We start from the raw sequence: 26490 nt of genomic DNA on the forward strand, positions 1-26490 counted from the left end.
GCCGACCGATGCGCGACAGCTAATCCGCCAGCGCCTCTTCCAGTACCTTGAGAAATTCCCGGGTCGCCGGCGTCGGCAGGGGCGACCAGATGGCGTGGACGTTACGCTGGGGCGCATCGCTGACCGGCACCCGGGCCAGGCCGGCAAAGGTGCTGGCGATACTCTGGGGCACCAGGCCGATCGCCAGGCCGCGGCGGACGAAGCGCTCCAGCAACTGCATGTTGCCCGTCTCGAAACGCACCCGATGGGGCAGGCCCAGAGCGGCGAAGGCCTCGTCGGTTTGCCGCCGCGCGCCGCTGCCCGCGGGCAGGTCCACCAGCGGCAGATCCACCAGCTCGTGCAGCGACAGCCTTTCTCGCCCCGCCAGGCCGTGCGCGGCGGGCAGCACCGCCACCAGTTCCTCGCTGAGCAGCAGGCGGCTGTCCACCGCTTCCAGGGCCACCTGGCGCGACAGCCCGATCAGCGCGAAATCCAGTTGCCGCTCGCGCACCGCCGCCAGCAGCGTCTCGCTCTTGTCCTGGCGCAGGCGGATGTCCACCTGGGGATGACGGGCATGGAAGGTGGCCAGCAAGTCGACGATATCCAGGCGCGGCACCGAGGAGATCAGGCCCAGCGTCAGGGTGCCGCGAATGGCGCCGACCGCGGCGGCCACGTCCTGCTGCAAGCGCTCCACCGCCGCCAGCGCCTGGCGCGCATGGACCAGCAAGGCTTCGCCGGAGGGGGTAATGCGCACCTGGCGCGGCAGGCGCTCGAACAGGGTGGCGCCCAGCTCGGCTTCCAGGCGGGCGATTTGGTGACTGAGCGCCGACTGCACTACATGGCAACGCTCGGCGGCGCGGGTGAAGTGGCGCTCCTCGGCCAGGGCGACGGCGAATTCCAGCTGCTTGAGATTCATGGTGCTATCTTGAAATGAGATCAAAGCCATCTTAACGATTCATTTAACCGATAGCTGCCGTTGTCCGATACTGGCCAGCCCCTCTCTTGCCGGACCCCGCGGATGTCGAACCCCACGCCTCCTCTCAGCCGCTGGCTGACCCTGCTCATGGCCGTCGCCACCGGCATCGCCGTGGCCAGCAATTACTACAACCAACCGCTGCTGCACACCATCGCCCAGCGCTTCGACCTCAGCTACACCCAGGCCGGCAGCATCGTCACCACCGCCCAGCTCAGCTACGCCGCCGGACTCCTGCTGCTGGTGCCCCTGGGCGACCTGCTGGAACGCCGGCGACTGATCGTCACCATGAGCGTGATCGCCGCCGCCGGCCTGGCCCTGAGCGCCACCGCCACCAGTCTGACCTGGCTGCTGCTGGGCACCGCCATGACCGGGCTCTTCTCGGTGGTGGCCCAGGTGCTGGTGCCCTTCGCCGCGACCCTGGCCGCGCCGGAGCAGCGGGGCAGGGCGGTGGGCACGGTGATGAGCGGCCTCATCCTCGGCATCCTGCTGGCCCGCACCGTGGCCGGAGCGCTCTCGTCCCTGGGCGACTGGCGCACTGTCTATGCCGTGGCGGCCGGTCTGATGCTGGCCACCGCCCTGGCCCTGCGCCTGGCGCTGCCGCGCTATCAGCAGTCGGCGGGCCTGAGCTATCCGCGGCTGCTGGGGTCGGTGTTCGAGCTCTTGCGCGACGAGCCCCTGCACCGGCTGCGCACCCTGCTGGGGTGCCTGGGCTTCGCCGTCTTCGCGGTGTTCTGGACGCCGCTGGCCTTTCTGCTCGCCGCCGAACCCTATGGCTTCAGCGACGGCACCATCGGCCTGTTCGGTCTCGCCGGCGCCGTGGGCGCCCTGGCCGCCAACCTGGCCGGACGCATGGCCGACCAGGGCAAGGGCAGTCTCGCCACCAGCATCGGCCTGGCCTCCCTGACCCTGGCCTGGCTACCCCTGGCCTTCGCCCAGCAGTCGCTGGCGGCGCTGCTGGTCGGCATCCTGGTGCTGGATCTCGCCGTGCAGCTCAGCCACGTGAGCAACCAGAACGTGGTCTATCGGCTGCGCCCGGAAGCGCGCAGCCGCCTCAACGCCGGTTACATGACCGGCTACTTCCTCGGCGGCTCCCTGGGTTCGTTGCTGTCGGCGCGACTCTACGAACACTTCGGCTGGACCGGCGTGAGCCTGGCCGGGTGCCTGCTGGCGGCCACGGCGCTGGCGGTCTGGGGCCTGTTCCTCATGCGGCAGCGTCAGGCGCGGGCCTGAACGCCATCATCAGCGCGGTCGATGATCGCTATCCCGAGGGACGATTTCTAGGCGCGGGGTGGGCTGGCGACAATGAGTCCACACCCACCCGACACAGGTACTCGCCATGAAAGCCCTCACCGCCCTCTTCGCCGCCACCCTGCTCACCACCGCCATCGCCCAATCCGCCCAGGCCGAGGAAAGCGCCCTGCGCCCCCTGGGTTCGCTGATTGAAAAGCACCAGCAGCAGGATCGTACTCTGGCTGAAAACGGCGCCGATCGCAGTCTGCAGCCGTCGATCCAGCGCCAGCAACAGCGTCTCGACCCGCGCCGTGCCCTGGCCGAAAACGGTGCCGATCGCAGCCTGCAACCCTCGATCCAGCGCCAGCAACAGCGTCTCGACCCGCGCCGTGCCCTGGCTGAAAACGGCGCCGAGCGCAGTCTGCAGCCCTCGATCCAGCGCCAGCAGCAGCGCCTGGACGGCCAACGCCTGGCCGCCGACGGCGCCGAGCGGACCCTGCAGCAGTGGCCCCAGCGTCAACCGACCCGCGGCGCCGCGGCGTGAGTCGGCTGAACCGTCAGCCGGTCGCGCAGATAGTCCGAGAACAGCTGGACGATGCGCGCCGACTGACGATGTTGGGGATAGACCGCATAGACCGCCGCGCTGGGCAGGGCGAAGTCTTCCAGCACCTGTACCAGCGCCCCTGAGGCCAGCGCCGCGCCGATGATGAAGGTCGGCAGCACCGCGATGCCCTGACCGGCGATGGCCGCATCCCGCACCACCTCTCCGTTGTTGGCCCGGAGCTGACCCTGCATGGGCAGCACCAGCGGTTTGCCCCCACGCTGGAAGCGCCATTCCACCTGGCGACCATGGCCATAGAGCAGACAGCTGTGCTCGGCCAGATCCTCCGGCTGCAGCAGCGGCGGCGCCTTTTGTAGATAATCCGGACTGGCACAGGTCACCAGTTGCATCTCGGTCAGCCGCTTGGCGATCAGACTGGAGTCGGCCAGAGTGCCGATACGGATCGACATGTCATAGCCCTCCGCCAGCAGATCCACCGCCCGGTCATTGAGATCCAGCTCCAGGCGGATCTGCGGATAGGCTGAAAGAAAATCCGGCAGCAGGGGACTCAGGTGCAGGGTGCCAAAGGTCATCGGCGCACTGACCCGCAGCACCCCCTGGGGCACCGTCCGCCGGCTGGAGAGCAATTCCTCGGTGTCGTTGACGTCTTCGAGGATCTTGACCGCCCGCTCATAGAGCAGCATTCCCAGTTCGGTCGCCTGCAGGCGTCGCGTGGTGCGATTGAGCAGCCGCACCCCCAGGCTTTCCTCCAGTGCCATGGTCCGCCGGCTGACGAATTGCTTGGACAGCCCCAGCTTGTCGGCGGCGGCGGTGAAGCTGCCCTCGTTCAGGGTGGTGACGAACAGGCGCAGGTCTTCGAAATTCATGGCGGCATCCAGGCAGCGGGAGACGTTTGACGACGGTTGAATCGCCGTCATTGTGCCAAATCGCCTGGCGTCCAGTGTCAGCCAGGCCGCTGGCGAGCGCGCAAAGAAAACCCCCTCGCCACCTTGCGGTGGGGAGGGGGCTCTGGCCTTGGCCGTCGCTTAGACGTTGAAGCGGAAGTGCATGACATCACCGTCCTTGACGATGTAGTCCTTGCCTTCCAGGCGCCACTTGCCGGCTTCCTTGGCGCCGTTCTCGCCCTTGAAGGCGATGAAGTCGTCATAGGCCACCACTTCGGCGCGGATGAAGCCCTTTTCGAAGTCGGTGTGGATGGCGGCGGCCGACTGGGGCGCGGTGGCGCCGACGCGGACGGTCCAGGCGCGGACTTCCTTCACCCCGGCGGTGAAGTAGGTCTGCAGGTTGAGCAGTTCGTAGCCGGCGCGGATCACCCGGTTCAGGCCCGGCTCTTCCATGCCCATGGATTCGAGGAACATCTGCTTTTCCTCGTCGTCGTCCAGTTCGGCGATTTCCGCCTCGATCTTGTTGCACACCGGCACCACCACGGCGCCTTCTTCTTCGGCGATGGCACGGACCACGTCCAGGTGCGGGTTGTTCTCGAAGCCGTCTTCGGCGACGTTGGCGATGTACATCACCGGCTTGCTGGTCAGCAGGTGGAAGCTGCGCACCAGGCGCTTCTGCTCCTCGTCCAGGCCCTTCATCAGGCTGCGGGCGGGCTTGCCGGCCTCGAAGTGGGGAATCAGCTGTTCCAGCAGGGCCTTTTGCGCCAGGGCTTCCTTGTCACCGCCCTTGGCGTTGCGGGTCACGCGCTGCAGCTGCTTTTCGCAGCTGTCGAGGTCGGCGAAGATCAGCTCCAGGTCGATCACCTCGATGTCCCGCTTGGGGTCCACCGAGTTGGCCACGTGGATGACGTTCTCGTCTTCGAAGCAGCGCACCACGTGGGCGATGGCATCGGTCTCGCGGATGTTGGCGAGAAACTTGTTGCCCAGGCCTTCACCCTTGGAGGCACCCGCCACCAGGCCGGCGATGTCGACGAATTCCATGGTGGTGGGGATCACCCGCTCGGGTTTGACGATCTCCGCCAGGGCGTTCAGTCGCGCATCGGGCATGGGCACGATGCCGCTGTTGGGCTCGATGGTGCAGAAGGGGAAGTTTTCCGCCGCGATACCGGATTGGGTCAGGGCATTGAACAGGGTGGACTTGCCGACGTTGGGCAGGCCGACGATGCCGCAATTGAATCCCATGGTGTGTGTCCTCGCGGAAGAAAAGGAAGAGGGTAGGGTAGGTCAGGCCTTGCGGCTGTGCAGGCGTTGCATGGCGCGGGTCAGCTCGCCGTCCAGCAGCGCCGGTACCACCTCCAGGGCGGCCTCGATGCTGGTGTCGAGCAGGTCCTGCTCGCTGCGCGGTGCGCGGCCCAGCACGAAGTTGGAAACCAGGCTGGCATGGCCCGGATGGCCGATGCCCAGGCGCAGGCGCTGGAAGCCGTTCTGATTGCCGAGCTGGGCGATGATGTCGCGCAGCCCGTTGTGCCCGCCGTGGCCGCCGCCGGTCTTGAGGCGTGCGGTGCCGGGTGGCAGGTCGAGTTCGTCATGGGCCACCAGGATGGCCGCCGGCGGGATGCGGAAAAAGCCGGCGAGCGCCGCCACGGCCTGGCCGCTGCGGTTCATGTAGGTGGTGGGGATGAGCAGACGAACATCGTTGCCCGCGTGGCGAAAACGCCCCACGAGGCCGTGATACTTGCGGTCGACAGCCAGGCTCGCGCCCTGGGCGGCTGCCAGCCGCTCAACGAAAAGGGCCCCTGCATTGTGCCGGGTCTGGTCGTATTCGGGGCCCGGATTACCCAGGCCGACGATCAGTTGGACGGCAGTCATGTCAGGAGCCCTTCTCTTTCAGGCGTGCGAGAACTTACTCGGCAGCGCCTTCTTCGGCAGCGCCGTCAGCAGCTTCTTCACGGATGCGCGGCATGTGGATGCTGGCAACCGGCAGATCGCTGCCGTGGGCCAGGGACACCAGCTCGACGCCAGCCGGGACGTTCAGGTCGCTCAGGTGAACGATCTGGTCCAGCTCGACCTTGGCCATGTCGACTTCGATGAATTCCGGCAGGTCTTTCGGCAGGCAGGAAACTTCGACTTCGTTGATGGTGTGCAGGATCTCGCCACCTTGCTGCTTCACGCCCACGGAGGTTTCCTGGTTCATGAAGTGCAGGGGGACGTGGGCGGTCAGCTTCTGGCCGGCGATGACGCGCAGGAAGTCAGCGTGCATGACGTAGCCCTTGGAGGGATGACGCTGCAGGGCCTTGACCAGGACGCTTTCGTTGCTGCCACCGACCTTCAGGGTGATGACGCTGGCGAAAGCGGCTTCGCTTTCCAGCATCTTGGCCAGGTCTTTGCCGACCAGGGTGATGGAGGTCGGAGCCTTGTCGCCACCGTAGATCACGGCGGGAACGTTACCGGCATTACGACGCAGGCGGCGGCTCGCACCTTTCCCCAGGTCGGAACGCACTTCGGCATTCAGAGTGAAATCAACCATTGTGAATCTCCAGGATAAGGAATCGGCAGACCGAGACTTGCGACCAGTTCTACGGCCCTACCGACTAAAAAGCCCCGGTAGACCGTCACGGCCTTCCGGGGCGCTTCCAGAGCGGCTGTTCCTTAACGGAACATCGCGCTGATGGATTCTTCGTTGCTGATCCGGCGTACCGCCTCGGCCACCACCGGCGCGATGTCCAGTTGGCGGATACGGCTGCAGGCCTGAGCCGCGGCGGAAAGCGGAATGGTGTTGGTCACCACCAGCTCGTCCAGCACGGAGTTGTCGATGTTCTCGATGGCCCGACCCGACAGCACCGGGTGGGTGCAGTAGGCCAGGACCTTGGCGGCGCCGTGTTCCTTCAGGGCCTTGGCCGCGTGGCACAGGGTGCCGGCGGTATCGACCATGTCGTCGACCAGCACGCAGGTGCGGTCCTGGATGTCACCGATGATGTGCATCACTTCCGACTGGTTGGCCTTGGGACGACGCTTATCGATGATCGCCAGGTCCACACCCAGGCTCTTGGCCACGGCACGCGCACGCACCACGCCGCCGATGTCCGGGGAGACGATCATCAGATTTTCGAAACGCTGGTCTTCGATGTCATCCACCAGGGCGGGGGAGCCGTAGATGTTGTCCACGGGAATATCGAAGAAACCCTGGATCTGGTCGGCGTGCAGATCGACGGTGAGCACCCGATTGATGCCCACCACGGTCAGCATGTCGGCCACGACCTTGGCGGTGATGGCGACGCGCGCGGAACGCGGACGGCGATCCTGGCGCGCATAGCCGAAATAGGGGATGACTGCGGTGATACGAGTGGCCGAGGAGCGGCGGAAGGCGTCGGCCATCACCACCAGTTCCATCAGGTTGTCGTTGGTCGGCTCGCAGGTGGGCTGGATGATGAAGACATCCTTGCCCCGAACGTTCTCGTTGATTTCGACGCTGATCTCGCCATCGGAGAATTTTCCGACGGAGACGTCACCGAGAGGGATGTGCAGCTGGCGCACGATGCGCCGTGCCAGATCGGGGTTGGCGTTCCCCGTGAAGACCATCATCTTGGACACGCTGCAGTTCCTGCGGCTTGAGGTGGGTCTTGGAAGGAAAATGGCAGGGGCGGCTGGATTCGAACCAACGCATGGCAGGATCAAAACCTGCTGCCTTACCGCTTGGCGACGCCCCTGTATCTTGCAGAGTACTAGCTGTACTCATTCTCTGGTCAGACTTGCTAGCGCCCGGTGCAACATGGAAGTGTTGCTGCCTTTGGCTACGAAGCCTGGAAGTGATGCTGGTAGCTGGCTTGCTACTGTATCAGCTTCGGTCTTATTTGGAAAGCTTCCAAATATGCAACCTCCAGTGCCGGTTAATCTAGCTGAAACAAATTTGTTTAGCAAGATCAAAGCGTTACGAATTTCTGGGTAACGCCTTTCGACCGTACTCTGGCAGTCGTTTCGACCTGACCACTTGAGAACGGCGCAAACTTTAATGGCGGGAGTGTCCCGTGTCAACAGCGGATCTGAAAAAATTTCTGCTGTACTTACAGAGACTTGCGGCACGGCCACGAGATACCAGGGTTCCGGCGGTGCGACCGGGGTGAGCTTTTCGCCCACGCCCTCGGCGAAGGCGGCCTGGCCGCGGACGAACACCGGTACGTCGGCGCCCAGGCGCAGTCCCAGGGCCGCCAGGTCGTCGAGGCTGGCGCCCAGACCCCAGAGGTGATTTAGGCCGAGCAGGGTGGTGGCGGCATCCGAACTGCCTCCGCCGATGCCGCCGCCCATGGGCAGCCGCTTGGTCAGCCAGAGATCGGCGCCCTGCCGGGTACCGCTTTCCTGCTGCAGCAACCGGGCGGCGCGCAGGATGAGATTCTGCTCGGGGGCGACGCCCGGCAGGCCGTCGTGCAGCTGCAATTCGCCGTCGTCGCGTCCGGCAAAGCCCAGATCGTCGCCCCAGTCGAGAAACTGAAACAGCGTCTGCAGTTCGTGATACCCGTCCGCGCGGCGCCCGAGGATGTGCAGGAACAGATTGAGCTTGGCCGGCGCCGGCAGGGTGAAGGCGGGCGCTGGGGTCATTTGCCCAGCTCGCGCGGCTGCCAGGTCTTCACCACCAGGATGACTTCCAGGTCCTTGCCGGTGAGCTTGAGACGCTCGGGCAGGGTGTAGCCGTTCTGCTCGGTGTAGCGGGTGTATTCCACGGTCCAGCCGTCCTGCACCAGGCGCGCCAGGTGGCTGTCGGCGTCCAGGGTCAGCTGGCTGCGGCTGTCCGGGGCCGGCAGGCCGCGCACCCACCAGAGCAGGTGCGACACCGGCAGGCGCCAGCCGAGTTGCTGTTCCAGCAGGGCCTCGGGGGAATCGGCCTGATAGCTGCCCTGGCCGGAGACGTCGAGGGTGACGGCGCCCGGACGCCCGGTGAGGCGGGTGGCGCCGCGCCCCAGGGGGCCGGCCAGACGGATGTCGTAGTAGTCCTGGCGTTGCAGCCAGAACAGGGTGCCGCTGCCGGAATCGCGCGGCGCGCGGATGCCGACCTTGCCGTCGATCTGCCAACCGTCGAGGGCGGCAATACGTTTTTTATGGGCCTGCCACTGGGCGGCGTTGCCCTGGCCTTCCACGGCCTCCTGGCGAGAGGTGCTGGCGCAACCGGCCAGCAGGGCGAGCAGCAACAGGGTGAAGAGGGTACGCAGGCGGATCATCGGAGGGTTTCGCTTCCAGTCAGGCGTTTGAGGGTACTGCGCAGGATGGCGTCATCGGCGTCGGCGTCGAGGCCCACGCGCCAGACCTTGCGCGCTTCGCTGCGCTTGCCCTGGGCCCAGAGCACCTCGCCCAGGTGGGCCGCCACCTCGGCATCGGGGAAGCGTTCGTAGGCCTGGCGCAGATAGCGTTCGGCGTCGGCCAGCTGGCCCTGGCGATAGCGGATCCAGCCCATGCTGTCGAGGATCGCCGGATCGTCCGGACTCAGCTGGTGCGCCTTGTCGATCAGCTGGCGCGCCTCGGCCAGTCGCGGAGTGCGATCGGCCAGGGTGTAGCCGAGGGCGTTGAGCGCCATGGCGTTGTCGGGGTCGTGGGCGATGATATAGCGCAGATCGGCTTCCAGCTGACCGAGATCACCGCGCTTTTCCGCCAGCATGGAGCGGACATAGAGCAGATTCAGGTCGTTGGGATACTGCTGCAAGGCCTGCTGCACGGTCTGGTCGGCGAGGGCGGTCTGGTCGGCACTGGCCAGGCCTTCGACTTCCAGCAGATAGAGCGGCACGGCGTATTCGCTCTGGCGCTTGCGGGCGTCGGCCAGGCGCTGACGGGCCTCGGCGATGCGCCCACTGCCCAGCAGGATTTCCGCCTGGCGCTGCTGGGCGGCCAGGTAGTCGGTGCCCGGTCCGACCTGGGCGTATTCGGCCAGCGCCTGTTCGGGCTGGTCGAGTTCTTCGTAGCTGCGCCCCAGGTTGAGGTGCGCGGCGTCCACATGGCTGCCGCGCTCGAGCAGTTCCTTGAGATAGATCTGGGCTTCGCGCCAGGCCTGGGCTTCCAGGCAGACCAGCGCCAGGGAGAATCTGAGGTCGTCGTCGTCCGGGAACTGGGTGACCAGCTCGGCGAATTCGCGCTTGGCCTGGTCCAGGCGATCCAGCTCCACCAGCAGCCGGGCATGGGCCAGGCGCAGGCGGCGATCTTCCGGGTGCTGGCGGATGCCGGCTTCGAGCAGCGGCAGGGCCTCGGCGCTGCGGTCCTGGCTCTGCAGCAGGCGCGCGCGCAGGAGCAGCGGGGCGACTTCGCGCTTGGCCGCCGGATTGCGCTCCAGCAGTTTCAGCGCCTCGTCGGCGCGGCCGTCCTGCTGCAAGAGCAGCGCCTTGCCGAACAGCAGCTGGCCGTTGCGCGGATATTTGGCCAGCAGTCGATCGAAGCTCTTGAGCAGCCCGGCGCGGGTGGTCTCGTCGGTTTCCGCCGCGGACAGGGCGAGGAAATCGAAGTGGGTGTCGCCCTGGCCCTGGAGCACGCGCTCCATATAGGCCATGGATTCGTCGTAGCGCCCGGCGCGGGCCAGCATGATGGCGGCGGCGCGCTGGGCATCCAGGTTGTCGGGGGCGTTGCGCGCCCAGATCTGTGCGGTTTCCAGCGCCGGGGTATCGGCGCCCAGGTATTCGGCGATGCGGAAGGCGCGCTCGGCGACCCCTGGGTCCTGGGTCGACTTAGCCTGCTCGACATAGTTGGTCAGGGCGATGTCGAAACGGTTGCGCTGACCGGCCAGCTCGCCGACCAGCAGGTCATAGAGGGTGTCTTCGCGAAAGGAGCCGGCCGGTTGCGGCGTACTGGTCTTGGCGGTGGGCGGCGGGATGGCGGCGGCGGGCGTCGGCTGCCGGCCGAGGTTCTGGCAGCCGGCGAGCAGCAGGGCGGTCGTCAGCAGCGCGAGGTATCTGGTCATAGGGTCAGGGCGGCCTTTTTACAGTCGGTCCATCATGCCACAAGAGTCGCCGTGGCCGCGTCGCACATGCGGAGCGGCGGGCCGAGAAGTGCGGTGGTCGAGGCTGTTGACGCCTTTTGCCCGGCAAGATTCATTCGCCCAGGCTATGACGGCGATTGTCCGACGTCTCGTCGCTGCTGGTTGTCGCCACCGCCCGCGCGTAGGACAATGTTCGGCTTTCCCAATCCGTTCGACTGCTTGCGTCCATGGCCTTTCTCGCGCTCGGCATCAATCACAAGACCGCCTCGGTTGAGGTGCGCGAACGCGTGGCTTTCACTCCAGAGCAGACGGTCGAGGCCCTGCGCCAGCTGGAGCAGGCCACCCACAGTCGCGAAGCGGCGATTCTTTCCACCTGCAATCGCAGCGAACTCTACCTGGAGCTGGAGCCCAGCCTGGCGGACGCCGTGCTGGCCTGGCTCGCCCAGTACCACCGGGTGCCTCTGGAAGACCTGCGCGCCAGCATCTATCTGCACCAGGACGAAGCCGCGGTGCGCCACATGATGCGGGTGGCCGCCGGGCTGGACTCCATGGTGCTGGGCGAGCCGCAGATCCTTGGCCAGCTCAAGTCGGCCTATGCCGTGGCCCGCGAGGCCGGCACCGTGGGGCCGCTGCTAGGCCGCCTGTTCCAGGCCACCTTCAACACCGCCAAGGCGGTGCGCACCGACACGGCGATCGGCGAGAACCCGGTGTCGGTGGCCTTTGCCGCGGTCAGCCTGGCCAAGCAGATCTTCAGCGACCTCAGCCGCAGCCAGGCGTTGCTGATCGGCGCTGGCGAGACCATCACCCTGGTCGCCCGCCATCTGCACGAACAGGGCGTGCGCCGCATCGTCGTCGCCAACCGCACCCTGGAGCGCGCCAGCCACCTGGCCGAGGAATTCGGCGCCCATACCGTGCTCCTGGCCGACATTCCCGACGAACTGGTCAACAGCGACATCGTCATCAGTTCCACTGCCAGCCAGTTGCCCATCCTCGGCAAGGGCGCGGTGGAACGGGCGCTCAAGCAGCGTCGGCACAAGCCCATCTTCATGGTCGACATCGCCGTGCCGCGCGACATCGAGCCGGAGGTGAGCGAGCTGGAAGACGTCTACCTCTATACGGTGGACGACCTGCACGAGGTGGTGGCGGAAAATCTCAAGAGTCGCCAGGGCGCGGCCCAGGCCGCCGAGAAGCTGGTGCTGGCCGGGGTCGACGACTTCATGCAGCGGCTACGCGAGCGCGCCGCGGTGGACGTGGTCCGCGCCTATCGTCAGCAGGGCGAGCAGATCCGCGACGACGAACTGGCTCGCGCCCAGCGCCAGCTGGCCAATGGCGCCGATCCCCAGGAAGCCCTGGCCGCCCTGGCGCGCAGCCTCACCAACAAGCTGATGCACGCACCGAGCGTGCAGCTCAAGAAACTATCCGCCGAGGGACGCGTCGACGCGCTGACCCTGGCTCAGGAACTCTTCGCCCTCGACGAGGGTTTGGACAAGACATGAAGACCTCTCTGTTGCACAAGCTCGACGGTCTGCAGGACCGCTTCGAGGAGCTGACCGCGCTGTTGGGCGACGCCGAAGTCATCAGCGACCAGACCCAGTTCCGCGCCTATTCCAAGGAATACGCTGAACTCGAGCCGGTCAGCCAGGCGTTCACCGAATACCGCAAGGTGCAGGCCGACCTGGAGGGCGCCCAGGCGCTACTCAAGGACAGCGATCCGGATCTGCGCGAGATGGCCGAGGAAGAGGTCGGCACTGCCAAGGCGCGCCTGCAGGAACTGGAAGACGAGTTGCAGCGCATGATGCTGCCGCGCGATCCCAACGACGGCCGCAACGTCTTCCTGGAAATCCGCGCCGGTACCGGTGGCGACGAGGCGGCGATCTTTGCCGGCGATCTGTTCCGCATGTATTCGCGCTATGCCGAACGCCAGGGCTGGCGACTGGAAGTGCTCTCGGAAAACGAGGGCGAGCACGGCGGCTTCAAGGAGGTCATCGCCCGGGTCGAGGGCGACAACGTCTACGCCAAGCTCAAGTTCGAGTCCGGCGCGCACCGGGTGCAGCGGGTGCCGGAAACCGAATCCCAGGGCCGCATCCACACCTCGGCCTGTACCGTGGCGGTGCTGCCCGAGCCCGACGAGCAGCAGGCCATCGAGATCAATCCGGCCGATCTGCGCGTCGACACCTATCGCTCCTCCGGGGCGGGCGGTCAGCACGTCAACAAGACCGACTCCGCGGTGCGCATCACCCACCTGCCCACCGGCATCGTGGTGGAGTGCCAGGAGGAACGCTCCCAGCACAAGAACCGCGCCAAGGCCATGGCCTGGCTGTCGGCCAAGCTCAACGACCAGCAGGACGCGGCGGCGCACAAGGAAATGTCCGACACCCGCCGGCTGCTGGTGGGGTCGGGTGACCGCTCCGAGCGCATCCGTACCTACAACTTCCCCCAGGGGCGGGTGACCGATCACCGCATCAACCTGACCCTCTATTCTCTCAGCGAGGTGGTCAACGGCGACGTCCAGCAGGTCATCGATCCGCTGCTGCAGGAATACCAGGCCGACCAGCTGGCGGCCCTGGGAGACTAAGCCATGGCCACCATCGGCGCCCTGGTGCGCGAAAGCCAGTTGCCGGATTCGCCCAGCGCCCGCCTCGACGTGGAATTGCTGCTGGCGGCCGCCCTGGACAAGCCACGCAGCTACCTGCGCACCTGGCCGGAAAAGCTGGTGCCGCGCGAGGCCCTGGCACGGTTCCAGGCCGATCTCGAACGCCGCCGGCAGGGCGAGCCGGTGGCCTATATCCTCGGCCAGCAGGGCTTCTGGTCGCTGGACCTGGAGGTCAGCCCCGATACCCTGATCCCGCGTCCCGACACCGAGGTGCTGGTGGAAACCGCCCTGGCGCTGCCCCTGGCCGACGAGGTGCGGGTGCTGGATCTGGGCACGGGTACCGGCGCCATCGCCCTGGCCCTGGCCCATGAACGACCGCGCTGGCAGGTCAGCGGCGTGGATCGCATCCCGGCCGCAGTGGAGCTGGCGCAACGCAACGCCCAGCGCCTGCGGCTGGGCAACGTCGGCTTCCAGCAGAGTCACTGGTTCGCCGCCCTCGCCGGACAGCGTTTCGAGCTGATCGTCAGCAATCCGCCCTATATCGCCGGCAGCGATCGCCATCTCGACGAAGGCGATGTGCGCTTCGAGCCGCGCAGCGCCCTAGTGGCTGGCGCCGATGGCCTGGACGACATCCGCGAGCTGATCGCGGCGGCGCCCGCGCACCTGCAGCCGGGTGGCTGGCTGTGGCTGGAGCACGGCTTCGAGCAGGCCGCCGCGGTACGCGAACTGCTGGTGCGCCAGGGCTTCATCGAGGTCGAGAGTCGCCAGGACCTGGGTGGTCATGCGCGCATCAGCGGAGGCCGCTGGCCATGCTGAGCGATGGCGAACTGCTGCGCTACAGCCGGCAGATCTTGCTGGCCCAGGTGGATATCGCCGGACAATTGCGACTGAAGGACGCCAGGGTGCTCATCGTCGGCCTCGGCGGTCTGGGGTCGCCGGTGGCGCTCTACCTGGCTGCCGCCGGCGTCGGCGAATTGCACCTGGCCGACTTCGACCAGGTGGACCTGAGCAACCTGCAGCGCCAGGTGCTGCACGACGAGAGCCGCATCGGCCAGGGCAAGGTGGATTCCGCCCTGCAACGCCTGGCGGCGCTCAATCCGGAGGTACGCCTGGTGCCGCTGCGCGAGGCGCTGGACGCCGACAGCCTGGCGGCGCGCATCGCCGCGGTGGACCTGGTGCTGGACTGCTCGGACAACTTCACCACCCGCGCGGCCGTGAACGCCGCCTGCGTCGCCACCGGGCGGCCGCTGGTGAGTGGCGCGGCCATTCGCCTGGAAGGCCAGCTCAGCGTCTTCGATCCGCGTCGTGCCGACAGTCCCTGCTATCACTGCCTCTATGGCGAGGGCAGCGAAGCCGAGCTCAGTTGCAGCGAAGCCGGGGTGCTTGGTCCGGTGGTGGGCCTGGTGGGCAGTCTGCAGGCACTGGAAGCGCTCAAGTTGCTGGCCGGCTTCGGCGAGCCGCTGGTGGGACGGCTACTGCTGGTGGATGCCGCGGGCAGTCGCTTCCGCGAATTGCGCGTCCGGCGCGATCCGGGGTGCCCGGTGTGCGGCGCCCGCCATGGCTGAGGAGGCGCCGGTCGGGGTCTTCGACTCGGGCGTCGGCGGCCTGTCGGTGCTGGCCGAGATCCGCCAGCTGTTGCCAGCGGAAACCCTGCATTACATCGCCGACTGCGGCCATATCCCCTATGGGGAAAAGACCCCCGCCTTCATCCGCGAGCGCTGCCAGCTGATCGCGGCGCGGCTGCACGCCCAGGGTGCCAAGGCCCTGGTGGTGGCCTGCAACACCGCCACCGTGGCGGCGGTGGCCGATCTGCGCGAACGCTATCCCCGCTGGCCCATCGTCGGCATGGAGCCGGCGGTGAAGCCGGCGGCCGCCGCCACCCGCAATGGCCGGGTCGGGGTGCTGGCGACCACGGGTACGCTGCAGAGCGCCAAGTTCGCGGCCTTGCTGGACCGATTCGCCCTGGGCGTCCAGGTCGTGACCCAGCCCTGCCCGGGACTGGTGGAGCAGGTCGAGCGCGGCGATCTGCACGGCCCCGAGACCCGGCGCCTGCTGCAGGGTTTTCTCGAGCCGCTGCTGACGGCAGAGTGCGACACCCTGATCCTGGGGTGCACCCACTACCCCTTCCTGCGCCCCTTGCTGGCCGAACTGGTGCCGCCAGAAATCATCCTGGTGGACACCGGCGCCGCCGTGGCCCGACGCCTGCAGAGTCTGCTGGCGCGGGACGCGCGCCTGGCCCGTGGACCCGCCGGCCCGACGCGGATCTGGACGTCCGGCGAGCCCGCCGACCTGGAGGCGGTACTGCCGCAACTCTGGCCGGCAGGTGCCGAGGTAAAGGCGTTCGTCTGACTTTTCTGCCCGGGTTTTGCTCGCCAAATGCCTGTCCAGCGACTAGCATCCGACCTTGTAGGTAAAAATGTCCCAGCCTGTGAACACCTTCACGACTTAGGGGTCAATGCTGGCGGTTCGTAAAAACTAGAAACATCCATAAGGGCACTCTCATGAACAAATTGCTTTCCCTCGCAGTAGCCGCCGCGCTTTCGCTGGGTGGCGTGGCAGCGGCACAGGCTGTGGAAATCACCGGGGCGGTCGGCGCCACCAGCCAGAGCGGCATGACCTACCGCATCGGTGCCGGCTGGAGCTGGGACAAGAGCTGGTGGCAGAGCTCCACCGGCCGCCTGACCGGTTACTGGGATGCGGGCTACACCTACTGGGAAGGTGACAACGGCCATTCTTCCGACCAGCATTCGCTGTCCTTCGCCCCGGTGTTCGTCTACGAATTCGGCCAGGGCCAGGTGAAGCCCTTCGTCGAGGCCGGTATCGGCGTCTCGGTCTTCTCCAGCACCAAGGTCGGCGAACAGGACCTGGGTTCGGCCTTCAACTTCGAAGACCGCATCGGCCTGGGCCTGAAGTTCGGCGACACCCAGCGCGTCGGCATCCGCGCGACCCACTATTCCAACGCCGGCATCAAGCAGCCCAACGATGGCATCGAGTCCTATGCGCTGTTCTACAGCCATACCCTCTGATCCAGGGCTGCTATGAAAAAAGCCGGACCTAGTCCGGCTTTTTCGTTTCCGTCTTGCGCGCCATGCCGCGGTAGGCGGCCAGGGCGCGCTGGCGACTCTCGCCCAGGTCCACCAGCGGCGTCAGGTAGCGGCCCCCGGGGGTGTGCACGGCCTTGCCCTTGAGGTCGGCTAGCTCCGGTATCCAGGTGCGCACATAATCGCCCCGGGCATCGATCTTGAGCGCCTGGGTATGGGGATTGAACACCCGGAAATAGGGCACCGAATCGGTCCCGGTGGAGGCGCTCCACTGCCAGCCGCCGTTGTTAGAGGCCAGGTCGCCGTCGATGAGGTGCTGCATGAACCAGCGTTCACCTTCACGCCAGTCGATCAGCAGATTCTTGCAGAGAAACATGGCGGTCAGCATGCGCATGCGATTGTGCATCCAGCCGGTCTGCAGGAGCTGGCGCATGGCGGCATCGATGATGGGAATCCCGGTGCGCCCCTGCTGCCAGGCGTCGAGGCCTTCGCGGTCGTTACGCCAGGGCAGGGCGGCCAGGTCCCGGTTGAACGGCTGGTGCCGCGAAACCCAGGGATAGCCCACCAGTACGTGGCGATAGAATTCGCGCCAGAGCAACTCGGTGATCCAGGTGGCCGCTCCCTGCTTGCCACCGCTAAGCAGGCCGTCATTGGCGCGGACCGCCGCCTGCAGGCACTGCCGGGGCGTCAGCACGCCGGCGTTGAGGTAGGCGGACAACTGGCTGGTACCGGGTGTGGAGGGAATGTCCCGCGCCTGGTGATAGTCCTCCAGGTCGTCCTGGATAAAGGCCTGCAGACGCTGCAGGCCGGCCTCTTCACCGGCCGGCCACAGCTGTTGCACCTCGGGCGAGATGGCCGCAAAGCCGGCGACCGAGGTGGGCAGGTCATCCGCCTGGACCAGACTTTTCTTCTGCTTGCCGGGAGCGGGCAGGGGCGTCGGCAGACCGGTTTCCAGGCGTGCCAGGCAGGTCTTCCTGAACTGGCCGAAGACCTTGAAATAGCCGCCGCTCTTGGTCAGCACCGTACCCGGCGCGAACAGCGTCTGGTCCAGATAGCGATGGGCCGTCAGCCCCGCCGCTTCGAAGGCTTCAGCCACGGCGTCGTCGCGCGCGGCTTCGTTGACCCCGTATTCGTCATTGAAGTGCAGGTGTTCGAGGTCCAGTTCCCTGGCCAGCTCAAGCAGTACCTGGGGCGCCTGTTTCCAGCGCTCGGCGCTACGCACCAGCAAGGGAATACCGAGAGAACCGAGCGTCTTGCCCAGTTCGGCGAGATTGCGCAGCCAGAAATCGACCTTGACCGCCGCCTCGTCATGTTCCTGCCACTGGGCAGGACTCAGCAGGAAGACGGCCACCACCGGACCCTGTTCGGCGGCGGCGTGGAGAGCGGGATGATCGAGGGTGCGCAGGTCGGTACGAAACCAGACGAGCTGACTCATGCGTGGCGTTCCTGGCGCAGGAGGCCGGCACTCTGCAGGCGGTCGAAGGCCTCCCCCGGGCTGCGCGCCGGTGCGGCATCGGCGGTGAGGGATTCGCCCAGAGCGCCCAGGGTCAGGCAGGGGCGGGCATGGCGGTTGGCGAAGGTCTGCAGCTGGCGGCGCAGCTCGCTGTCGGGTCGACTGTCACGGCAGAGCACCAGCGCCCGGGGCTCCAGCTGCTCGACCAGGCGATCCAGATTGCCCGCGGGGACCGCCCATTCCACGATCTCGACCGGGCACTCGGCGGTGCTGATCAGCCAGGCGCAGAGCCACAGGGACACATTCATCGGCGTGTCGTCGAGATTGAGCAGCACCAGGGGGGCGCCTCTCAGGCTGTGCTGGCTGTGGTAGATCCGCGCGCCCAGCTTGCTGCGCAGCCAGGACTGGAAGAACACCTGTTGCAAGCGGCCATCGTCGGTGGCCTGGCTCAGGCGCTCCAGTTCCCGCAGCAGCGGCCAGAGCAACTGGTCCAGCAGCACCCGCGGGGGATAGAGCGAGGCGGCGCGATTGTAGGCTTCGTCCAGGGCGCGCGAGGCCAGCCGGCCGATGGCGTCCATCATCTCCTGATGGATGCCCTGCCAAGGCGTGTCGCTAGGTACCGCGGCGGGCCGCTGTTCGTCGAGCAGTCCCTTGACCTGGCTGACCGCCACGCCGCGGGCGATCCAGGCGAGGATCTGCTGCACCCGGACCACATGGGCCTCGCTGTACAGCCGATGGCCCTTGGGGGTGCGCTTGGGCACCAGCAAGCCATAGCGCCGCTCCCAGGCCCTCAACGTCACGGCGTTCACGCCGGTGCGCCGGGCGATTTCCCGGATGGGCAGCCAGCCCTCATGGAGAGCGGACTGGTAGTCCTGCTCTTCGGCGTTGGACGACGAAGGCAAGGGAGAGGCGCTAGATGGCATTTCGCAGACTCAGGCGTTCGGGGTGCGGTTGGAGATAGGCCTGCTCGTTCACATAACGATCCGGATGCTGGCGGAAGTGGTGCTTGAGCAGCGTCAGGGGCACGACCAGAGGAACGACGCCCTCGTGGTACTGCTCGATGAGCTGTTGCATTTCCTGCTTCTCGCTGTCGCTCAGGACCCGACGCAGATAACCGAATAGATGATAGAGCACATTGCAGTGAGTACCACGGGTAGCGCACTTTTTCAGTGCAGCCATCAGGCCACTGAAATACTCCTGTCCCAGCTCGTCCAGATTGCGCTGGCCGATGCTGCCGACCAACTGACCAAGCGCCCGGGCCCGGTGGGCATCATGGGCCATGAGTTGGTACTTGTAGCGCGAATGATAGGACAGCAGGGCACGTGCCGTCAGGCCTTGTTGCATGAGCTGCAGCCAATGAGCGTGGGCGAAGACGCGGGTGACGAAGTTTTCCCGCAGCACCGGATCATTCAGGCGCCCGGCTTCTTCCACCGGCAAGTCCGGTCGTAGACGCATGATGGCGGCGGCGAACAGGCCGCGACCGTCGGTTTCGCTGCCCTGGCCATTGGCGTGATAGACCTTGACCCTTTCCATGCCACAGGAAGGCGATTTCTGCATGAAGATGAAGCCGGACAGGTCGGTGAGCTCGCCCGCCATCTTTTCCCCGTAGCGGGTCAGGGCGGCGGTCACGTCCAGGCTGGGATCGACGGTGCCCACCGCGCGCGGCGCCTGGGAGTCGCCCACCAGGCGGATGGGTTCGCGGGGCGTGCCGAGGCCGATGGCCATTTCCGGGCAGACCCGGACGAAGTCGAAGTGCTCGGCGAAGGTCTGGCTGCAGAGCCGGGATTCCTTGTGTCCACCGTTATAGCGGACTTCGTCACCCAGCAGGCAGGCACTGATGCCCAGGCGCGGGCGGGGCAGGCTGGAGGAGGAGTTGGCAAGCATGGAGATCCCCTGTCGTGTATTTTCTTGTACAAGGTTTTCCTGTTTGTACAAGTTTGGTGCAACTTTCGACAGGGGGCTGCGGCAAAAGATTCGCCGCAGGTTACAGACGGCGTGCGCTTCGTCGCTTAATCCAGACTGCTCAGGAGCTGCTGCGCAGCCTCATGACCACTCAACCAGGCCCCTTCCACCCGCCCGCTGGAGCACCAGTCGCCACAGACGAAGACGCCCATGTCGGGGTCGGCCAGGGCGCCCCACTGGTGAGGTTGCGCGGGGCGTGCATAGAGCCAGCGATGGGCCAGGGTAAAGGCCGGCGCCGGCAGCGGACAGCCGATCAGCTCGGCGAAGGCGCCGTGCAGACGTTCGATCACCGCGTCCTTGGAGGCATCGATGTGCGCCTTGCTCCAGGCGCTGGTGGCGTGCAGCACCCAGGTGTCCAGGGTGGTGTCGCGCCCGGGCTTGCAGCGATTGCGCGCCAGCCAGTCCAGTTCGCTGCCCTGCACGAAGCAGCCTTCCACCGGGGTCTGCAGGGGCGTGGCGAAGGCCAGGGCCACCGACCAGGTCGGTTCCATGCTGACGCCGGCCACGGTGGCCGCCAGCTTGGGCACGCTGGAGAGCAGGGCGGTGGCCTGGGGCGCCGGCATGGCGATGACGACCTGGGCGAAGGGGCCGTGGGTCTCGCCGCTGGCGTCCAGCAGGTGCCAGTGCTGGGCGCCGCGAAAGACCTCGGTGATGCGGCAGTCGAAGGTGACCGGCAGATCGGCCAGCAGGTGGCGGGTGATGGCGCTCATGCGCGGCACCCCGACCCAGCGCGGCTGCTCGTCCTGGGAGGGACTCAGGCGCCCGTCGCGATACTGGTAGAGCACCGGATTCCATTCGGCCGCGCAACCGGCTCGCCGCCATTCGTTGAGGGCGTCGATGAAGCGCCGGTCGCGGGCGGTGAAATACTGGGCGCCCAGGTCCAGGGCACCGGCTTCGCTGCGCTTGCTGGCCATGCGGCCGCCGCTGCCGCGGCTCTTGTCGAAGATCTGGACCTGCTGCCCGGCGCGAATCAGCGTCTGGGCCGCGGCAAGTCCGGCTATTCCTGCGCCAACGATGGCGATGGGGGCAGTCATGATGGACCTCGCTTGTCTGACGATTCGCCCTTGTCGAACGTTTGCGCGCGCAAGGGCTCTACGGCTACGACTGGCAACCGTTCTGGATCTTTCGACCCACGACCATACCAAACAATCCTCTTCCCTTCGTTCAGATGCATACGGGCGGCAGGGCAATACGAGAAGGAAGTGACGACATGCATATCCTGCTGACAGGTGGCACCGGATTGATCGGCCGCGCGCTGTGCCGCCAATGGGCGGCTGCCGGGCACCAGCTCACCGTGCTCAGCCGCGACCCGGCGCGGGTAGCGCGCGAATGCGGACCCGGCGTGCGCGGCATCGCCCAGCTGGACGCGCTGGGCGACGAGCAGCTGGACGCGGTGGTCAACCTGGCCGGCGCGCCCATCGCCGACAAGCCCTGGACCCGCAGTCGCAAGGCCGAACTCTGGCAGAGCCGCATCGGCACCACCGAGCGCCTGATCGAGTGGCTGCGCGGGCGCCCGCAGAAACCCGCGGTCCTGCTCTCCGGCTCGGCCACCGGCTTCTATGGCGACAGCGGCGAAAAACCGGTGAGCGAGGCCGACAGCCTGGCCGGCCCCGACTTCGCTGGCGAGCTGTGCCTGGCCTGGGAGCAGATCGCCAACGAGGCCGAGCAACTGGGCATCCGCGTGGTCAACCTGCGCACCGGCCTGGTACTGGCCGCCGACGACGGCTTTCTGCTGCGCCTGCTGCCGCCCTTCCGCTTCGGCCTGGGCGCGCGCCTGGGCAATGGACGCCAATGGATGCCCTGGATTCATTTACAGGATCAAATCGGGGCCATCGATTTTCTTCTCAACCGAAGCGACGCCCAGGGTCCCTATAATCTCTGTGCCCCCCAGCCGGTCCGCAACCGCGAGTTCACCGAAGCGCTGGGGCGGGCCTTGCGGCGCCCGGCGCGATTGCTGATTCCCGCCTTCGCCCTGCGCCTGATGGGAGAGCTGTCCATCCTCCTGCTGGGTGGTCAGCGCGCCCGACCCGAGCGCCTGCTCGCGGCCGGGTATGTCTTTCGCTATCCCGAGCTGGACGCGGCCCTGGCCGACCTGCTCGCTGCCAAGGATTCACGATGACTACCAACGCTCTGCTGCTCGCCAACCTGGGTTCGCCCGATTCGCCCCACGTCCCCGACGTGAAGCGCTATCTGAACCAGTTCCTGATGGACCCCTATGTGGTCGATCTGCCCTGGCCGCTGCGCCGTCTGCTGGTGTCCCTGGTGCTGATCAAGCGACCCGCCGCCTCGGCCGAGGCCTATGAGTCGATCTGGTGGGACGACGGCTCGCCGCTGATCGTGCTCAGCCGCCGCCTGCAAGAGGCCGTGCGGCCCCTCTGGCGCCACGGTCCGGTGGAGTTGTGCATGAGATACGGCGAGCCCTCGGTGGAATCGGTGCTCAAGCGCCTGGCCAGCCAGGGCATCCGCGAAGTGACCTATGCGCCGCTCTATCCGCAGTTCGCCGACAGCACCACCACCACCGCCATCGTCGAGGCACGGCGGGTGATCGAGGCCCACCAGCTGCCGCTGACGCTGAAGATCCTGCCGCCCTTCTACGACCGTCCGGAATACCAGGCGGCGCTGGCGGCCAGCGTCGAGCCCTATCTCGAGGAGCCCTACGACCACCTGTTGCTGTCCTTCCACGGCCTGCCCGAGCGGCACATCCGCAAGCTGGTCAAGGATCGCAGCCACGACCTGCGCGCGCCCGACAGCAGCAAGGTCAGCGCCAAGGCCCTGGCCGTCTGCTATCGCAGCCAGTGCCAGCGCACCGCCGAGCTGGTGGCCCGGCGCCTGGGCATTCCCGATGGCAAGTGGTCGGTGTCCTTCCAGTCACGGCTGGGCAAGGACAAGTGGATCGAGCCCTACACCGAGGCGCGGCTGGACGAGCTGGCCAAGGCCGGCGTGAAGCGCCTGCTGGTGATGTGCCCGGCCTTTGTCGCCGACTGCATCGAGACACTGGAAGAGATCGGCGATCGCGGGCGCGAGCAGTTCATCGAAGCCGGTGGCCGGGAGCTGGTGCTGATCCCCTGCGTCAACGACAACCCGGCCTGGGCGCAGGCGCTGGTGGAACTGTGCGAAGAGGTGGCGGAGCTGCCGCCGCAGCCCATCGAGCAACCCAAGATGCCGGCCTAGGCCGGCATCTGGAGGGGTGCCGTCAGAGCAGCGGACGCTCAGGCGGCTCGGCGTCCTTCTTCCAGGCGTTGTGCCCGGGCAGGACCAGGTTGAGGCCGATGGCGATCAGGCCGCAGAGGGAGATGCCCTTGAGGCCGATCTCGCCGTTGCCGAAGACGATGCCGCCGATGCCGAACACCAGGGTCACCGAGACGATCACCAGGTTGCGCGCCTCGGACAGATCCACCTGATGGCGGATCAGGATGTTCAGCCCCACCACCGCGATGGAGCCGAACAGCAGGCAGAGAATGCCGCCCATGACCGGCACCGGTATGGTCTGCAGCGCCGCGCCGAACTTGCCGACGAAAGCCAGCACCATGGCGAAGCCCGCCGCCCACAGCATGACCCGCGGATTGTGGTTCTTGGTCAGCATCACCGCGCCGGTCACCTCGGCGTAGGTGGTGTTGGGCGGTCCGCCGAACAGGCCGGCGGAGGAGGTGGCCAGGCCGTCACCCAGCAGGGTGCGGTGCAGACCGGGTTGCTTGAGGTAGTTCTTGCCGGTCACCCCGCCCACCGCTATCACCCCGCCGACATGCTCGATGGCCGGCGCCAGGGCCACCGGGACCATGAACAGGATGGCGCCCCAGTGGAATTCCGGTGCGACGAAGGCCGGGATCGCCAGCCAGGGCGCAGCGCCGATGCCCTCGGTATGGACGATGCCGAAGACGAAGGCCAGCGCGTAGCCGACGAAGACCCCGGCGAGGATCGGCACAAGGCGGAACATGCCCTTGCCGTAGATGGCCACCAGCAGGGTGGTGACCAGCGCCGGCATGGAGATCATCATCGCCGTGGCATAGGGCACCAGCTGGGCGCTGCCGTCACCGGCCTTGCCCATGGCCATGTTGGCCGCCACCGGCGATAGGCCCAGGCCGATGGAAATGATCACCGGGGCGATCACCACCGGCGGCAGCAGGCGGTCGATGAAGCCCACGCCACGCAGCTTCACCGCCAGCCCCAGGAAGGTGTAGACGAAGCCGGCCGCCACCACGCCGCCCAGCACCGCCGGCAGGCCGAATTCGGCCTTGGCGGCGATGATCGGGGCGATGAAGGCAAAGCTCGATGCCAGGAACACCGGGACCTGACGGCCGGTGACCAGATGGAACAGCAGGGTGCCGAAGCCTGCGGTGAAGAGGGCCACATTGGGGTCCATGCCGGTGATCAGTGGCATCAGCACCAGGGCGCCAAAGGCCACGAAGAGCATCTGGGCGCCGACCAAGATCTCCCGCCAGAGCGGTTCCCGCGCGGTCACGCTCAGGCGTCCTTCTGCTTGGTGCCGAAGATCTTGTCACCGGCATCGCCCAGGCCCGGCAGGATGTAGCCATGCTCGTTGAGGCGCTCGTCGATGGAGGCGGTGTAGAGGCGCACGTCCGGATGGGCTTGCTCGACCGCGGCGATGCCCTCGGGCGCCGCGACCAGCACTAGGGCGCGGATCTCCTTGGCCCCGGCCTTCTTCAGCAGATCGATGGTGGCGATCAGGGAGCCGCCGGTGGCCAGCATGGGATCGATGATCATGGCCAGGCGCTGGTCCAGTTCACCCACCAGCTTTTCCAAGTAGGTGTGGGCCTGCAGGGTGGATTCGTTGCGGGCGAGGCCGACCACGCTGACCCGGGCGCTGGGGATCAGGCTGAGCACGCCGTCGAGCATGCCGATGCCGGCGCGCAGGATGGGCACCACGGTGACCTTCTTGCCGGAGATCTTTTCCACCTTGACGGTGCCGCACCAGCCCTCGATGTCCACCTCTTCCACCGGTAGGTCCTTGGTCGCCTCGTAGGTCAGCAGGGCACCGACTTCCTGGGCCAGTTCACGGAAGTTTTTGGTGCTGATGTCGGCGCGCCGCATCAGACCGAGCTTGTGACGGATGAGCGGGTGGCGGATTTCGTGGACGGGCATGGGATTCTCCAGAGACGGTAGGGCAGCGGATCGAGGGCGGTTTCGGTACGACCGGCGGCCCGAAGGCCTGCCGCAGGAAGGGCAGGCGCACAAAAAAACCGCGGTACATTAAAGCATCCGGCTCGAGGTGGGCAGTACCCTGCGACAATAGTAGCCGCCTGGCGGCGCTTGAGATCGGTCCGCGGTGTCTGTACCTTTGCCGCCTTTTATCCGCGCCAACCACCCCGCAGGCGCCCCGTCCCCCGGAGAAGCCCCATGTCCGCCGATCTCGCCCACATCCGCCAGGTCATGCAGGAAGCCGATTGCCTGTATGACGAAGCCCAGGTCGAAGCGGCCATCGACCGGATCGCCGCGGCCATCACCGCCGATCTCGCCGAGCGCAATCCAGTGGTCTTCTGCGTCATGAATGGCGGCCTGATCCTGACCGGCAAGCTGGCCACCCGGCTGAATTTCCCGCTGGAAATGTCCTATCTGCACGCCACACGCTATCGCAACGAGACCACTGGCGGCGAGCTGTTCTGGAAGGCCAAGCCCGAGGTGTCCTTCATCGATCGCGACGTCCTGATCGTCGACGACATCTTCGACGAGGGCCACACCCTCAAGGCCATCATCGACTTCTGCCGCCATGCCGGCGCCCGCGAGGTCCATACCGCGGTGCTGATCGACAAGACCCACGACCGCAAGGTCAAGGGCCTGCAAGCCACCTATGTCGGCCTGCCCTGCATCGATCGCTACATCTTCGGCTACGGCATGGACTACAAGGGCTACTGGCGCAATGCCCCCGGCATCTACGCCGTGAAGGGACTGTGACCGCCCGGCTGTTCGATCAGGCGCTGTTCGCCGACCTGCTCCGGCAGGCGGCGGCCAGTCCGCGCCGCCGTGCCCATCACAACCTGCACGCCATGGACGAGCCCTGCCACCGCCTGGTGGTGGGCATGTGCGAGGACAGCTACATCCCGCCCCATCGCCACCTGGATCCGCACAAGTCCGAGAGTCTGCTGGTGCTGCAGGGCCGACTCGGGCTGTTGACCTTCAGCGAAGAAGGGCAGGTGCTGCTGCGCCGCGAGTTGTCCCAGCGCGCCGGTTGCCCGGGCGTCGATCTCGCCCCCGGGCACTACCATGCGCTGGTTGCCCTGGAGGGCGACTGCCTGTTCTTCGAATGCAAGGCCGGGCCCTTCGTGCCTCTGGGCGAGGGTGAGCGACCAGGCTGGGCACCGCTGGAAGGCGCCGCCGATGCCGAGCGCTATCGCCGCTGGATGCGCGCTCAATTCGATTGAACTTTTGATCGGGGTCGCGGTATTGCCCTGGCTTTGTCACTGGCGGGCAGGCGAGGGGCGGGGTTAGAATCGGCCCTCTTTTCTCCAAAGAATCCCCCAGCACAGGTAGCCAAAGGATGCGCAAGGATAAAAAGCAGGTCATCGGTGAAGAGATCAGCGACGAGCAGATCAAGCTGTTTCTCGCGGTCGAGCCGGCGGACGATACCCCCGCGTCTCTGCACAAGCTGGTCAAGGCCTATCGCGGTCTGCGTCCGGACGATTTCGAGCGCTTCGTCGGCTTCTTCGTCGAGGCCGGCTACGATCTGGATGCCCGTAACGATCAGGGTGAAGACTTCATCGAGCTGATCCGCAGCCATCGCCAGGCCGAGCCCTATATCGACGCCCTGCGCGCCGCGCACGCCTGATCTGCCGCAGGCAAAAAGAAACCCCGCCAAGGCGGGGTTTCTTTTTGCCTGGAGTTTGGGCCGCCTGGGCGGCCCGCACT

At 66.6% G+C, this 26490-nt stretch carries 28 protein-coding genes and 1 tRNA gene; 13 read left to right on the forward strand and 16 right to left on the reverse strand.

Features of this window, described 5'->3' with window-relative positions; translation table 11 throughout:
* Positions 1-19 precede the first annotated feature (19 nt).
* Complete coding sequence (locus POR01S_RS13995; protein WP_042136563.1) at positions 20-895, reverse strand: LysR family transcriptional regulator; 876 nt, start codon at positions 893-895, stop codon at positions 20-22.
* Positions 896-997: 102 nt separating this feature from the next.
* Here POR01S_RS13995 and POR01S_RS14000 point away from each other — a divergent pair, with 102 nt between their 5' ends.
* Complete coding sequence (locus tag POR01S_RS14000) at positions 998-2185, forward strand: MFS transporter (RefSeq protein WP_027602863.1); 1188 nt, start codon at positions 998-1000, stop codon at positions 2183-2185.
* Positions 2186-2291: 106 nt separating this feature from the next.
* Positions 2292-2729 carry a hypothetical protein gene (locus tag POR01S_RS14005; protein ID WP_042136566.1) on the forward strand — a complete coding sequence of 146 codons (438 nt, stop codon included), beginning with the start codon at positions 2292-2294 and terminating at the stop codon, positions 2727-2729.
* Here the strand turns inward: POR01S_RS14005 and POR01S_RS14010 are convergent.
* The 9 genes from POR01S_RS14010 to POR01S_RS14050 all read right to left on the reverse strand — a co-directional run bounded on the left by POR01S_RS14010 (position 2702) and on the right by POR01S_RS14050 (position 10562).
* Entirely contained in the window at positions 2702-3613 is a 912-nt protein-coding gene (locus tag POR01S_RS14010; RefSeq protein WP_027602865.1) for a LysR family transcriptional regulator, read from the reverse strand. The two genes, POR01S_RS14005 and POR01S_RS14010, sit on opposite strands and share 28 nt — an antisense overlap.
* A gap of 159 nt (positions 3614-3772) precedes the next feature.
* A complete protein-coding gene (gene ychF / locus POR01S_RS14015) occupies positions 3773-4873 on the reverse strand; it encodes a redox-regulated ATPase YchF (RefSeq protein WP_007161550.1) in 1101 nt (366 codons plus the stop codon).
* Between the two features lie 42 nt (positions 4874-4915).
* Entirely contained in the window at positions 4916-5500 is a 585-nt protein-coding gene (gene pth / locus POR01S_RS14020) for an aminoacyl-tRNA hydrolase (RefSeq protein ID WP_042136568.1), read from the reverse strand.
* Positions 5501-5534: 34 nt separating this feature from the next.
* Positions 5535-6158 carry a 50S ribosomal protein L25/general stress protein Ctc gene (locus POR01S_RS14025; RefSeq protein ID WP_027602867.1) on the reverse strand — a complete coding sequence of 208 codons (624 nt, stop codon included), beginning with the start codon at positions 6156-6158 and terminating at the stop codon, positions 5535-5537.
* A 122-nt stretch (positions 6159-6280) separates the two neighbouring features.
* Positions 6281-7222, reverse strand: coding sequence for a ribose-phosphate pyrophosphokinase (locus POR01S_RS14030; RefSeq protein ID WP_007161553.1), 942 nt, complete (start codon positions 7220-7222; stop codon positions 6281-6283).
* Between the two features lie 41 nt (positions 7223-7263).
* Positions 7264-7338: transfer RNA gene (locus POR01S_RS14035), tRNA-Gln, on the reverse strand.
* A gap of 25 nt (positions 7339-7363) precedes the next feature.
* Entirely contained in the window at positions 7364-8224 is an 861-nt protein-coding gene (gene ispE / locus POR01S_RS14040) for a 4-(cytidine 5'-diphospho)-2-C-methyl-D-erythritol kinase (protein ID WP_042136570.1), read from the reverse strand.
* Positions 8221-8841: a lipoprotein insertase outer membrane protein LolB gene (lolB, locus tag POR01S_RS14045; RefSeq protein ID WP_037007293.1), complete on the reverse strand. Its 621-nt coding sequence runs from the start codon at positions 8839-8841 to the stop codon at positions 8221-8223. Before lolB ends, ispE begins: the two co-directional genes overlap by 4 nt.
* Positions 8838-10562 (reverse strand): tetratricopeptide repeat protein, encoded by a 1725-nt coding sequence (locus POR01S_RS14050; RefSeq protein ID WP_027602869.1) that lies wholly within the window; start codon positions 10560-10562, stop codon positions 8838-8840. The genes lolB and POR01S_RS14050 overlap by 4 nt, the downstream gene beginning before the upstream one ends.
* 245 nt (positions 10563-10807) lie before the next feature.
* On the opposite strand from POR01S_RS14050, the gene hemA reads away from it, so the two are divergent.
* The 6 genes from hemA (at position 10808) to POR01S_RS14080 (ending at position 16199) form a co-directional block, all read left to right on the forward strand.
* Positions 10808-12076: a glutamyl-tRNA reductase gene (gene hemA / locus POR01S_RS14055; RefSeq protein ID WP_007161557.1), complete on the forward strand. Its 1269-nt coding sequence runs from the start codon at positions 10808-10810 to the stop codon at positions 12074-12076.
* Positions 12073-13155, forward strand: a complete 1083-nt coding sequence (prfA, locus tag POR01S_RS14060) for a peptide chain release factor 1 (protein ID WP_042136573.1) — start codon at positions 12073-12075, stop codon at positions 13153-13155. The genes hemA and prfA overlap by 4 nt, the downstream gene beginning before the upstream one ends.
* A gap of 3 nt (positions 13156-13158) precedes the next feature.
* A complete protein-coding gene (gene prmC, locus POR01S_RS14065; RefSeq protein ID WP_042136575.1) occupies positions 13159-13989 on the forward strand; it encodes a peptide chain release factor N(5)-glutamine methyltransferase in 831 nt (276 codons plus the stop codon).
* A complete protein-coding gene (locus tag POR01S_RS14070) occupies positions 13983-14738 on the forward strand; it encodes a molybdopterin-synthase adenylyltransferase MoeB (RefSeq protein WP_042136577.1) in 756 nt (251 codons plus the stop codon). The genes prmC and POR01S_RS14070 overlap by 7 nt, the downstream gene beginning before the upstream one ends.
* Positions 14731-15522, forward strand: a complete 792-nt coding sequence (murI, locus tag POR01S_RS14075; protein ID WP_042136579.1) for a glutamate racemase — start codon at positions 14731-14733, stop codon at positions 15520-15522. The genes POR01S_RS14070 and murI overlap by 8 nt, the downstream gene beginning before the upstream one ends.
* Positions 15523-15674: 152 nt before the next feature.
* Positions 15675-16199, forward strand: coding sequence for an acyloxyacyl hydrolase (locus POR01S_RS14080; protein WP_042136581.1), 525 nt, complete (start codon positions 15675-15677; stop codon positions 16197-16199).
* 28 nt (positions 16200-16227) lie between these two features.
* Here the strand turns inward: POR01S_RS14080 and POR01S_RS14085 are convergent, their stop codons facing one another.
* The 4 genes from POR01S_RS14085 to POR01S_RS14100 all read right to left on the reverse strand — a co-directional run bounded on the left by POR01S_RS14085 (position 16228) and on the right by POR01S_RS14100 (position 20774).
* On the reverse strand, positions 16228-17649 hold the full coding sequence (locus POR01S_RS14085; RefSeq protein ID WP_042136583.1) for a cryptochrome/photolyase family protein: 1422 nt from the start codon (positions 17647-17649) through the stop codon (positions 16228-16230).
* Entirely contained in the window at positions 17646-18569 is a 924-nt protein-coding gene (locus POR01S_RS14090) for a MerR family transcriptional regulator (protein ID WP_052382670.1), read from the reverse strand. Before POR01S_RS14090 ends, POR01S_RS14085 begins: the two co-directional genes overlap by 4 nt.
* 10 nt (positions 18570-18579) lie before the next feature.
* Entirely contained in the window at positions 18580-19551 is a 972-nt protein-coding gene (locus tag POR01S_RS14095) for a YbgA family protein (protein ID WP_027602876.1), read from the reverse strand.
* A 125-nt stretch (positions 19552-19676) separates the two neighbouring features.
* Positions 19677-20774 (reverse strand): NAD(P)/FAD-dependent oxidoreductase, encoded by a 1098-nt coding sequence (locus tag POR01S_RS14100; RefSeq protein ID WP_077173138.1) that lies wholly within the window; start codon positions 20772-20774, stop codon positions 19677-19679.
* 65 nt (positions 20775-20839) lie between these two features.
* Here POR01S_RS14100 and POR01S_RS14105 point away from each other — a divergent pair, with 65 nt between their 5' ends.
* Both POR01S_RS14105 and POR01S_RS14110 read left to right on the forward strand, forming a co-directional pair.
* A complete protein-coding gene (locus POR01S_RS14105; RefSeq protein WP_042136587.1) occupies positions 20840-21748 on the forward strand; it encodes a TIGR01777 family oxidoreductase in 909 nt (302 codons plus the stop codon).
* Positions 21745-22800 carry a ferrochelatase gene (locus POR01S_RS14110; RefSeq protein WP_027598948.1) on the forward strand — a complete coding sequence of 352 codons (1056 nt, stop codon included), beginning with the start codon at positions 21745-21747 and terminating at the stop codon, positions 22798-22800. The genes POR01S_RS14105 and POR01S_RS14110 overlap by 4 nt, the downstream gene beginning before the upstream one ends.
* A gap of 22 nt (positions 22801-22822) precedes the next feature.
* On the opposite strand, the gene POR01S_RS14115 is transcribed toward POR01S_RS14110, so the two are convergent.
* On the reverse strand, positions 22823-24088 hold the full coding sequence (locus POR01S_RS14115; RefSeq protein WP_027602879.1) for a uracil-xanthine permease family protein: 1266 nt from the start codon (positions 24086-24088) through the stop codon (positions 22823-22825).
* 2 nt (positions 24089-24090) lie between these two features.
* The gene (gene upp, locus POR01S_RS14120; protein ID WP_027598946.1) at positions 24091-24729 is read right to left on the reverse strand and encodes a uracil phosphoribosyltransferase; all 639 of its coding nucleotides are present in this window, start codon (positions 24727-24729) and stop codon (positions 24091-24093) included.
* A 255-nt stretch (positions 24730-24984) separates the two neighbouring features.
* On the opposite strand from upp, the gene POR01S_RS14125 reads away from it, so the two are divergent.
* The 3 genes from POR01S_RS14125 to POR01S_RS14135 all read left to right on the forward strand — a co-directional run bounded on the left by POR01S_RS14125 (position 24985) and on the right by POR01S_RS14135 (position 26410).
* A complete protein-coding gene (locus POR01S_RS14125) occupies positions 24985-25539 on the forward strand; it encodes a hypoxanthine-guanine phosphoribosyltransferase (RefSeq protein WP_027602880.1) in 555 nt (184 codons plus the stop codon).
* On the forward strand, positions 25536-26006 hold the full coding sequence (locus POR01S_RS14130; protein ID WP_042136589.1) for a WbuC family cupin fold metalloprotein: 471 nt from the start codon (positions 25536-25538) through the stop codon (positions 26004-26006). Before POR01S_RS14125 ends, POR01S_RS14130 begins: the two co-directional genes overlap by 4 nt.
* A gap of 116 nt (positions 26007-26122) precedes the next feature.
* Complete coding sequence (locus tag POR01S_RS14135) at positions 26123-26410, forward strand: PA4642 family protein (RefSeq protein WP_007161573.1); 288 nt, start codon at positions 26123-26125, stop codon at positions 26408-26410.
* The last annotated feature ends 80 nt before the right edge of the window (positions 26411-26490 follow it).

The sequence above is a fragment of the Pseudomonas oryzihabitans NBRC 102199 genome, assembly GCF_000730625.1.
GTDB lineage: Bacteria > Pseudomonadota > Gammaproteobacteria > Pseudomonadales > Pseudomonadaceae > Chryseomonas > Chryseomonas oryzihabitans.

Coding starts and splice junctions, on each gene's coding strand:
- POR01S_RS13995 (WP_042136563.1), bottom strand. CDS start 895: ATGAATCTCAAGCAGCTGGAATTCGCCGTCGCCCTGGCCGAGGAGCGC.
- POR01S_RS14000 (WP_027602863.1), top strand. CDS start 998: ATGTCGAACCCCACGCCTCCTCTCAGCCGCTGGCTGACCCTGCTCATG.
- POR01S_RS14005 (WP_042136566.1), top strand. CDS start 2,292: ATGAAAGCCCTCACCGCCCTCTTCGCCGCCACCCTGCTCACCACCGCC.
- POR01S_RS14010 (WP_027602865.1), bottom strand. CDS start 3,613: ATGAATTTCGAAGACCTGCGCCTGTTCGTCACCACCCTGAACGAGGGC.
- ychF (WP_007161550.1), bottom strand. CDS start 4,873: ATGGGATTCAATTGCGGCATCGTCGGCCTGCCCAACGTCGGCAAGTCC.
- pth (WP_042136568.1), bottom strand. CDS start 5,500: ATGACTGCCGTCCAACTGATCGTCGGCCTGGGTAATCCGGGCCCCGAA.
- POR01S_RS14025 (WP_027602867.1), bottom strand. CDS start 6,158: ATGGTTGATTTCACTCTGAATGCCGAAGTGCGTTCCGACCTGGGGAAA.
- ispE (WP_042136570.1), bottom strand. CDS start 8,224: ATGACCCCAGCGCCCGCCTTCACCCTGCCGGCGCCGGCCAAGCTCAAT.
- lolB (WP_037007293.1), bottom strand. CDS start 8,841: ATGATCCGCCTGCGTACCCTCTTCACCCTGTTGCTGCTCGCCCTGCTG.
- POR01S_RS14050 (WP_027602869.1), bottom strand. CDS start 10,562: ATGACCAGATACCTCGCGCTGCTGACGACCGCCCTGCTGCTCGCCGGC.
- hemA (WP_007161557.1), top strand. CDS start 10,808: ATGGCCTTTCTCGCGCTCGGCATCAATCACAAGACCGCCTCGGTTGAG.
- prfA (WP_042136573.1), top strand. CDS start 12,073: ATGAAGACCTCTCTGTTGCACAAGCTCGACGGTCTGCAGGACCGCTTC.
- prmC (WP_042136575.1), top strand. CDS start 13,159: ATGGCCACCATCGGCGCCCTGGTGCGCGAAAGCCAGTTGCCGGATTCG.
- POR01S_RS14070 (WP_042136577.1), top strand. CDS start 13,983: ATGCTGAGCGATGGCGAACTGCTGCGCTACAGCCGGCAGATCTTGCTG.
- murI (WP_042136579.1), top strand. CDS start 14,731: ATGGCTGAGGAGGCGCCGGTCGGGGTCTTCGACTCGGGCGTCGGCGGC.
- POR01S_RS14080 (WP_042136581.1), top strand. CDS start 15,675: ATGAACAAATTGCTTTCCCTCGCAGTAGCCGCCGCGCTTTCGCTGGGT.
- POR01S_RS14085 (WP_042136583.1), bottom strand. CDS start 17,649: ATGAGTCAGCTCGTCTGGTTTCGTACCGACCTGCGCACCCTCGATCAT.
- POR01S_RS14095 (WP_027602876.1), bottom strand. CDS start 19,551: ATGCTTGCCAACTCCTCCTCCAGCCTGCCCCGCCCGCGCCTGGGCATC.
- POR01S_RS14105 (WP_042136587.1), top strand. CDS start 20,840: ATGCATATCCTGCTGACAGGTGGCACCGGATTGATCGGCCGCGCGCTG.
- POR01S_RS14110 (WP_027598948.1), top strand. CDS start 21,745: ATGACTACCAACGCTCTGCTGCTCGCCAACCTGGGTTCGCCCGATTCG.
- upp (WP_027598946.1), bottom strand. CDS start 24,729: ATGCCCGTCCACGAAATCCGCCACCCGCTCATCCGTCACAAGCTCGGT.
- POR01S_RS14125 (WP_027602880.1), top strand. CDS start 24,985: ATGTCCGCCGATCTCGCCCACATCCGCCAGGTCATGCAGGAAGCCGAT.
- POR01S_RS14135 (WP_007161573.1), top strand. CDS start 26,123: ATGCGCAAGGATAAAAAGCAGGTCATCGGTGAAGAGATCAGCGACGAG.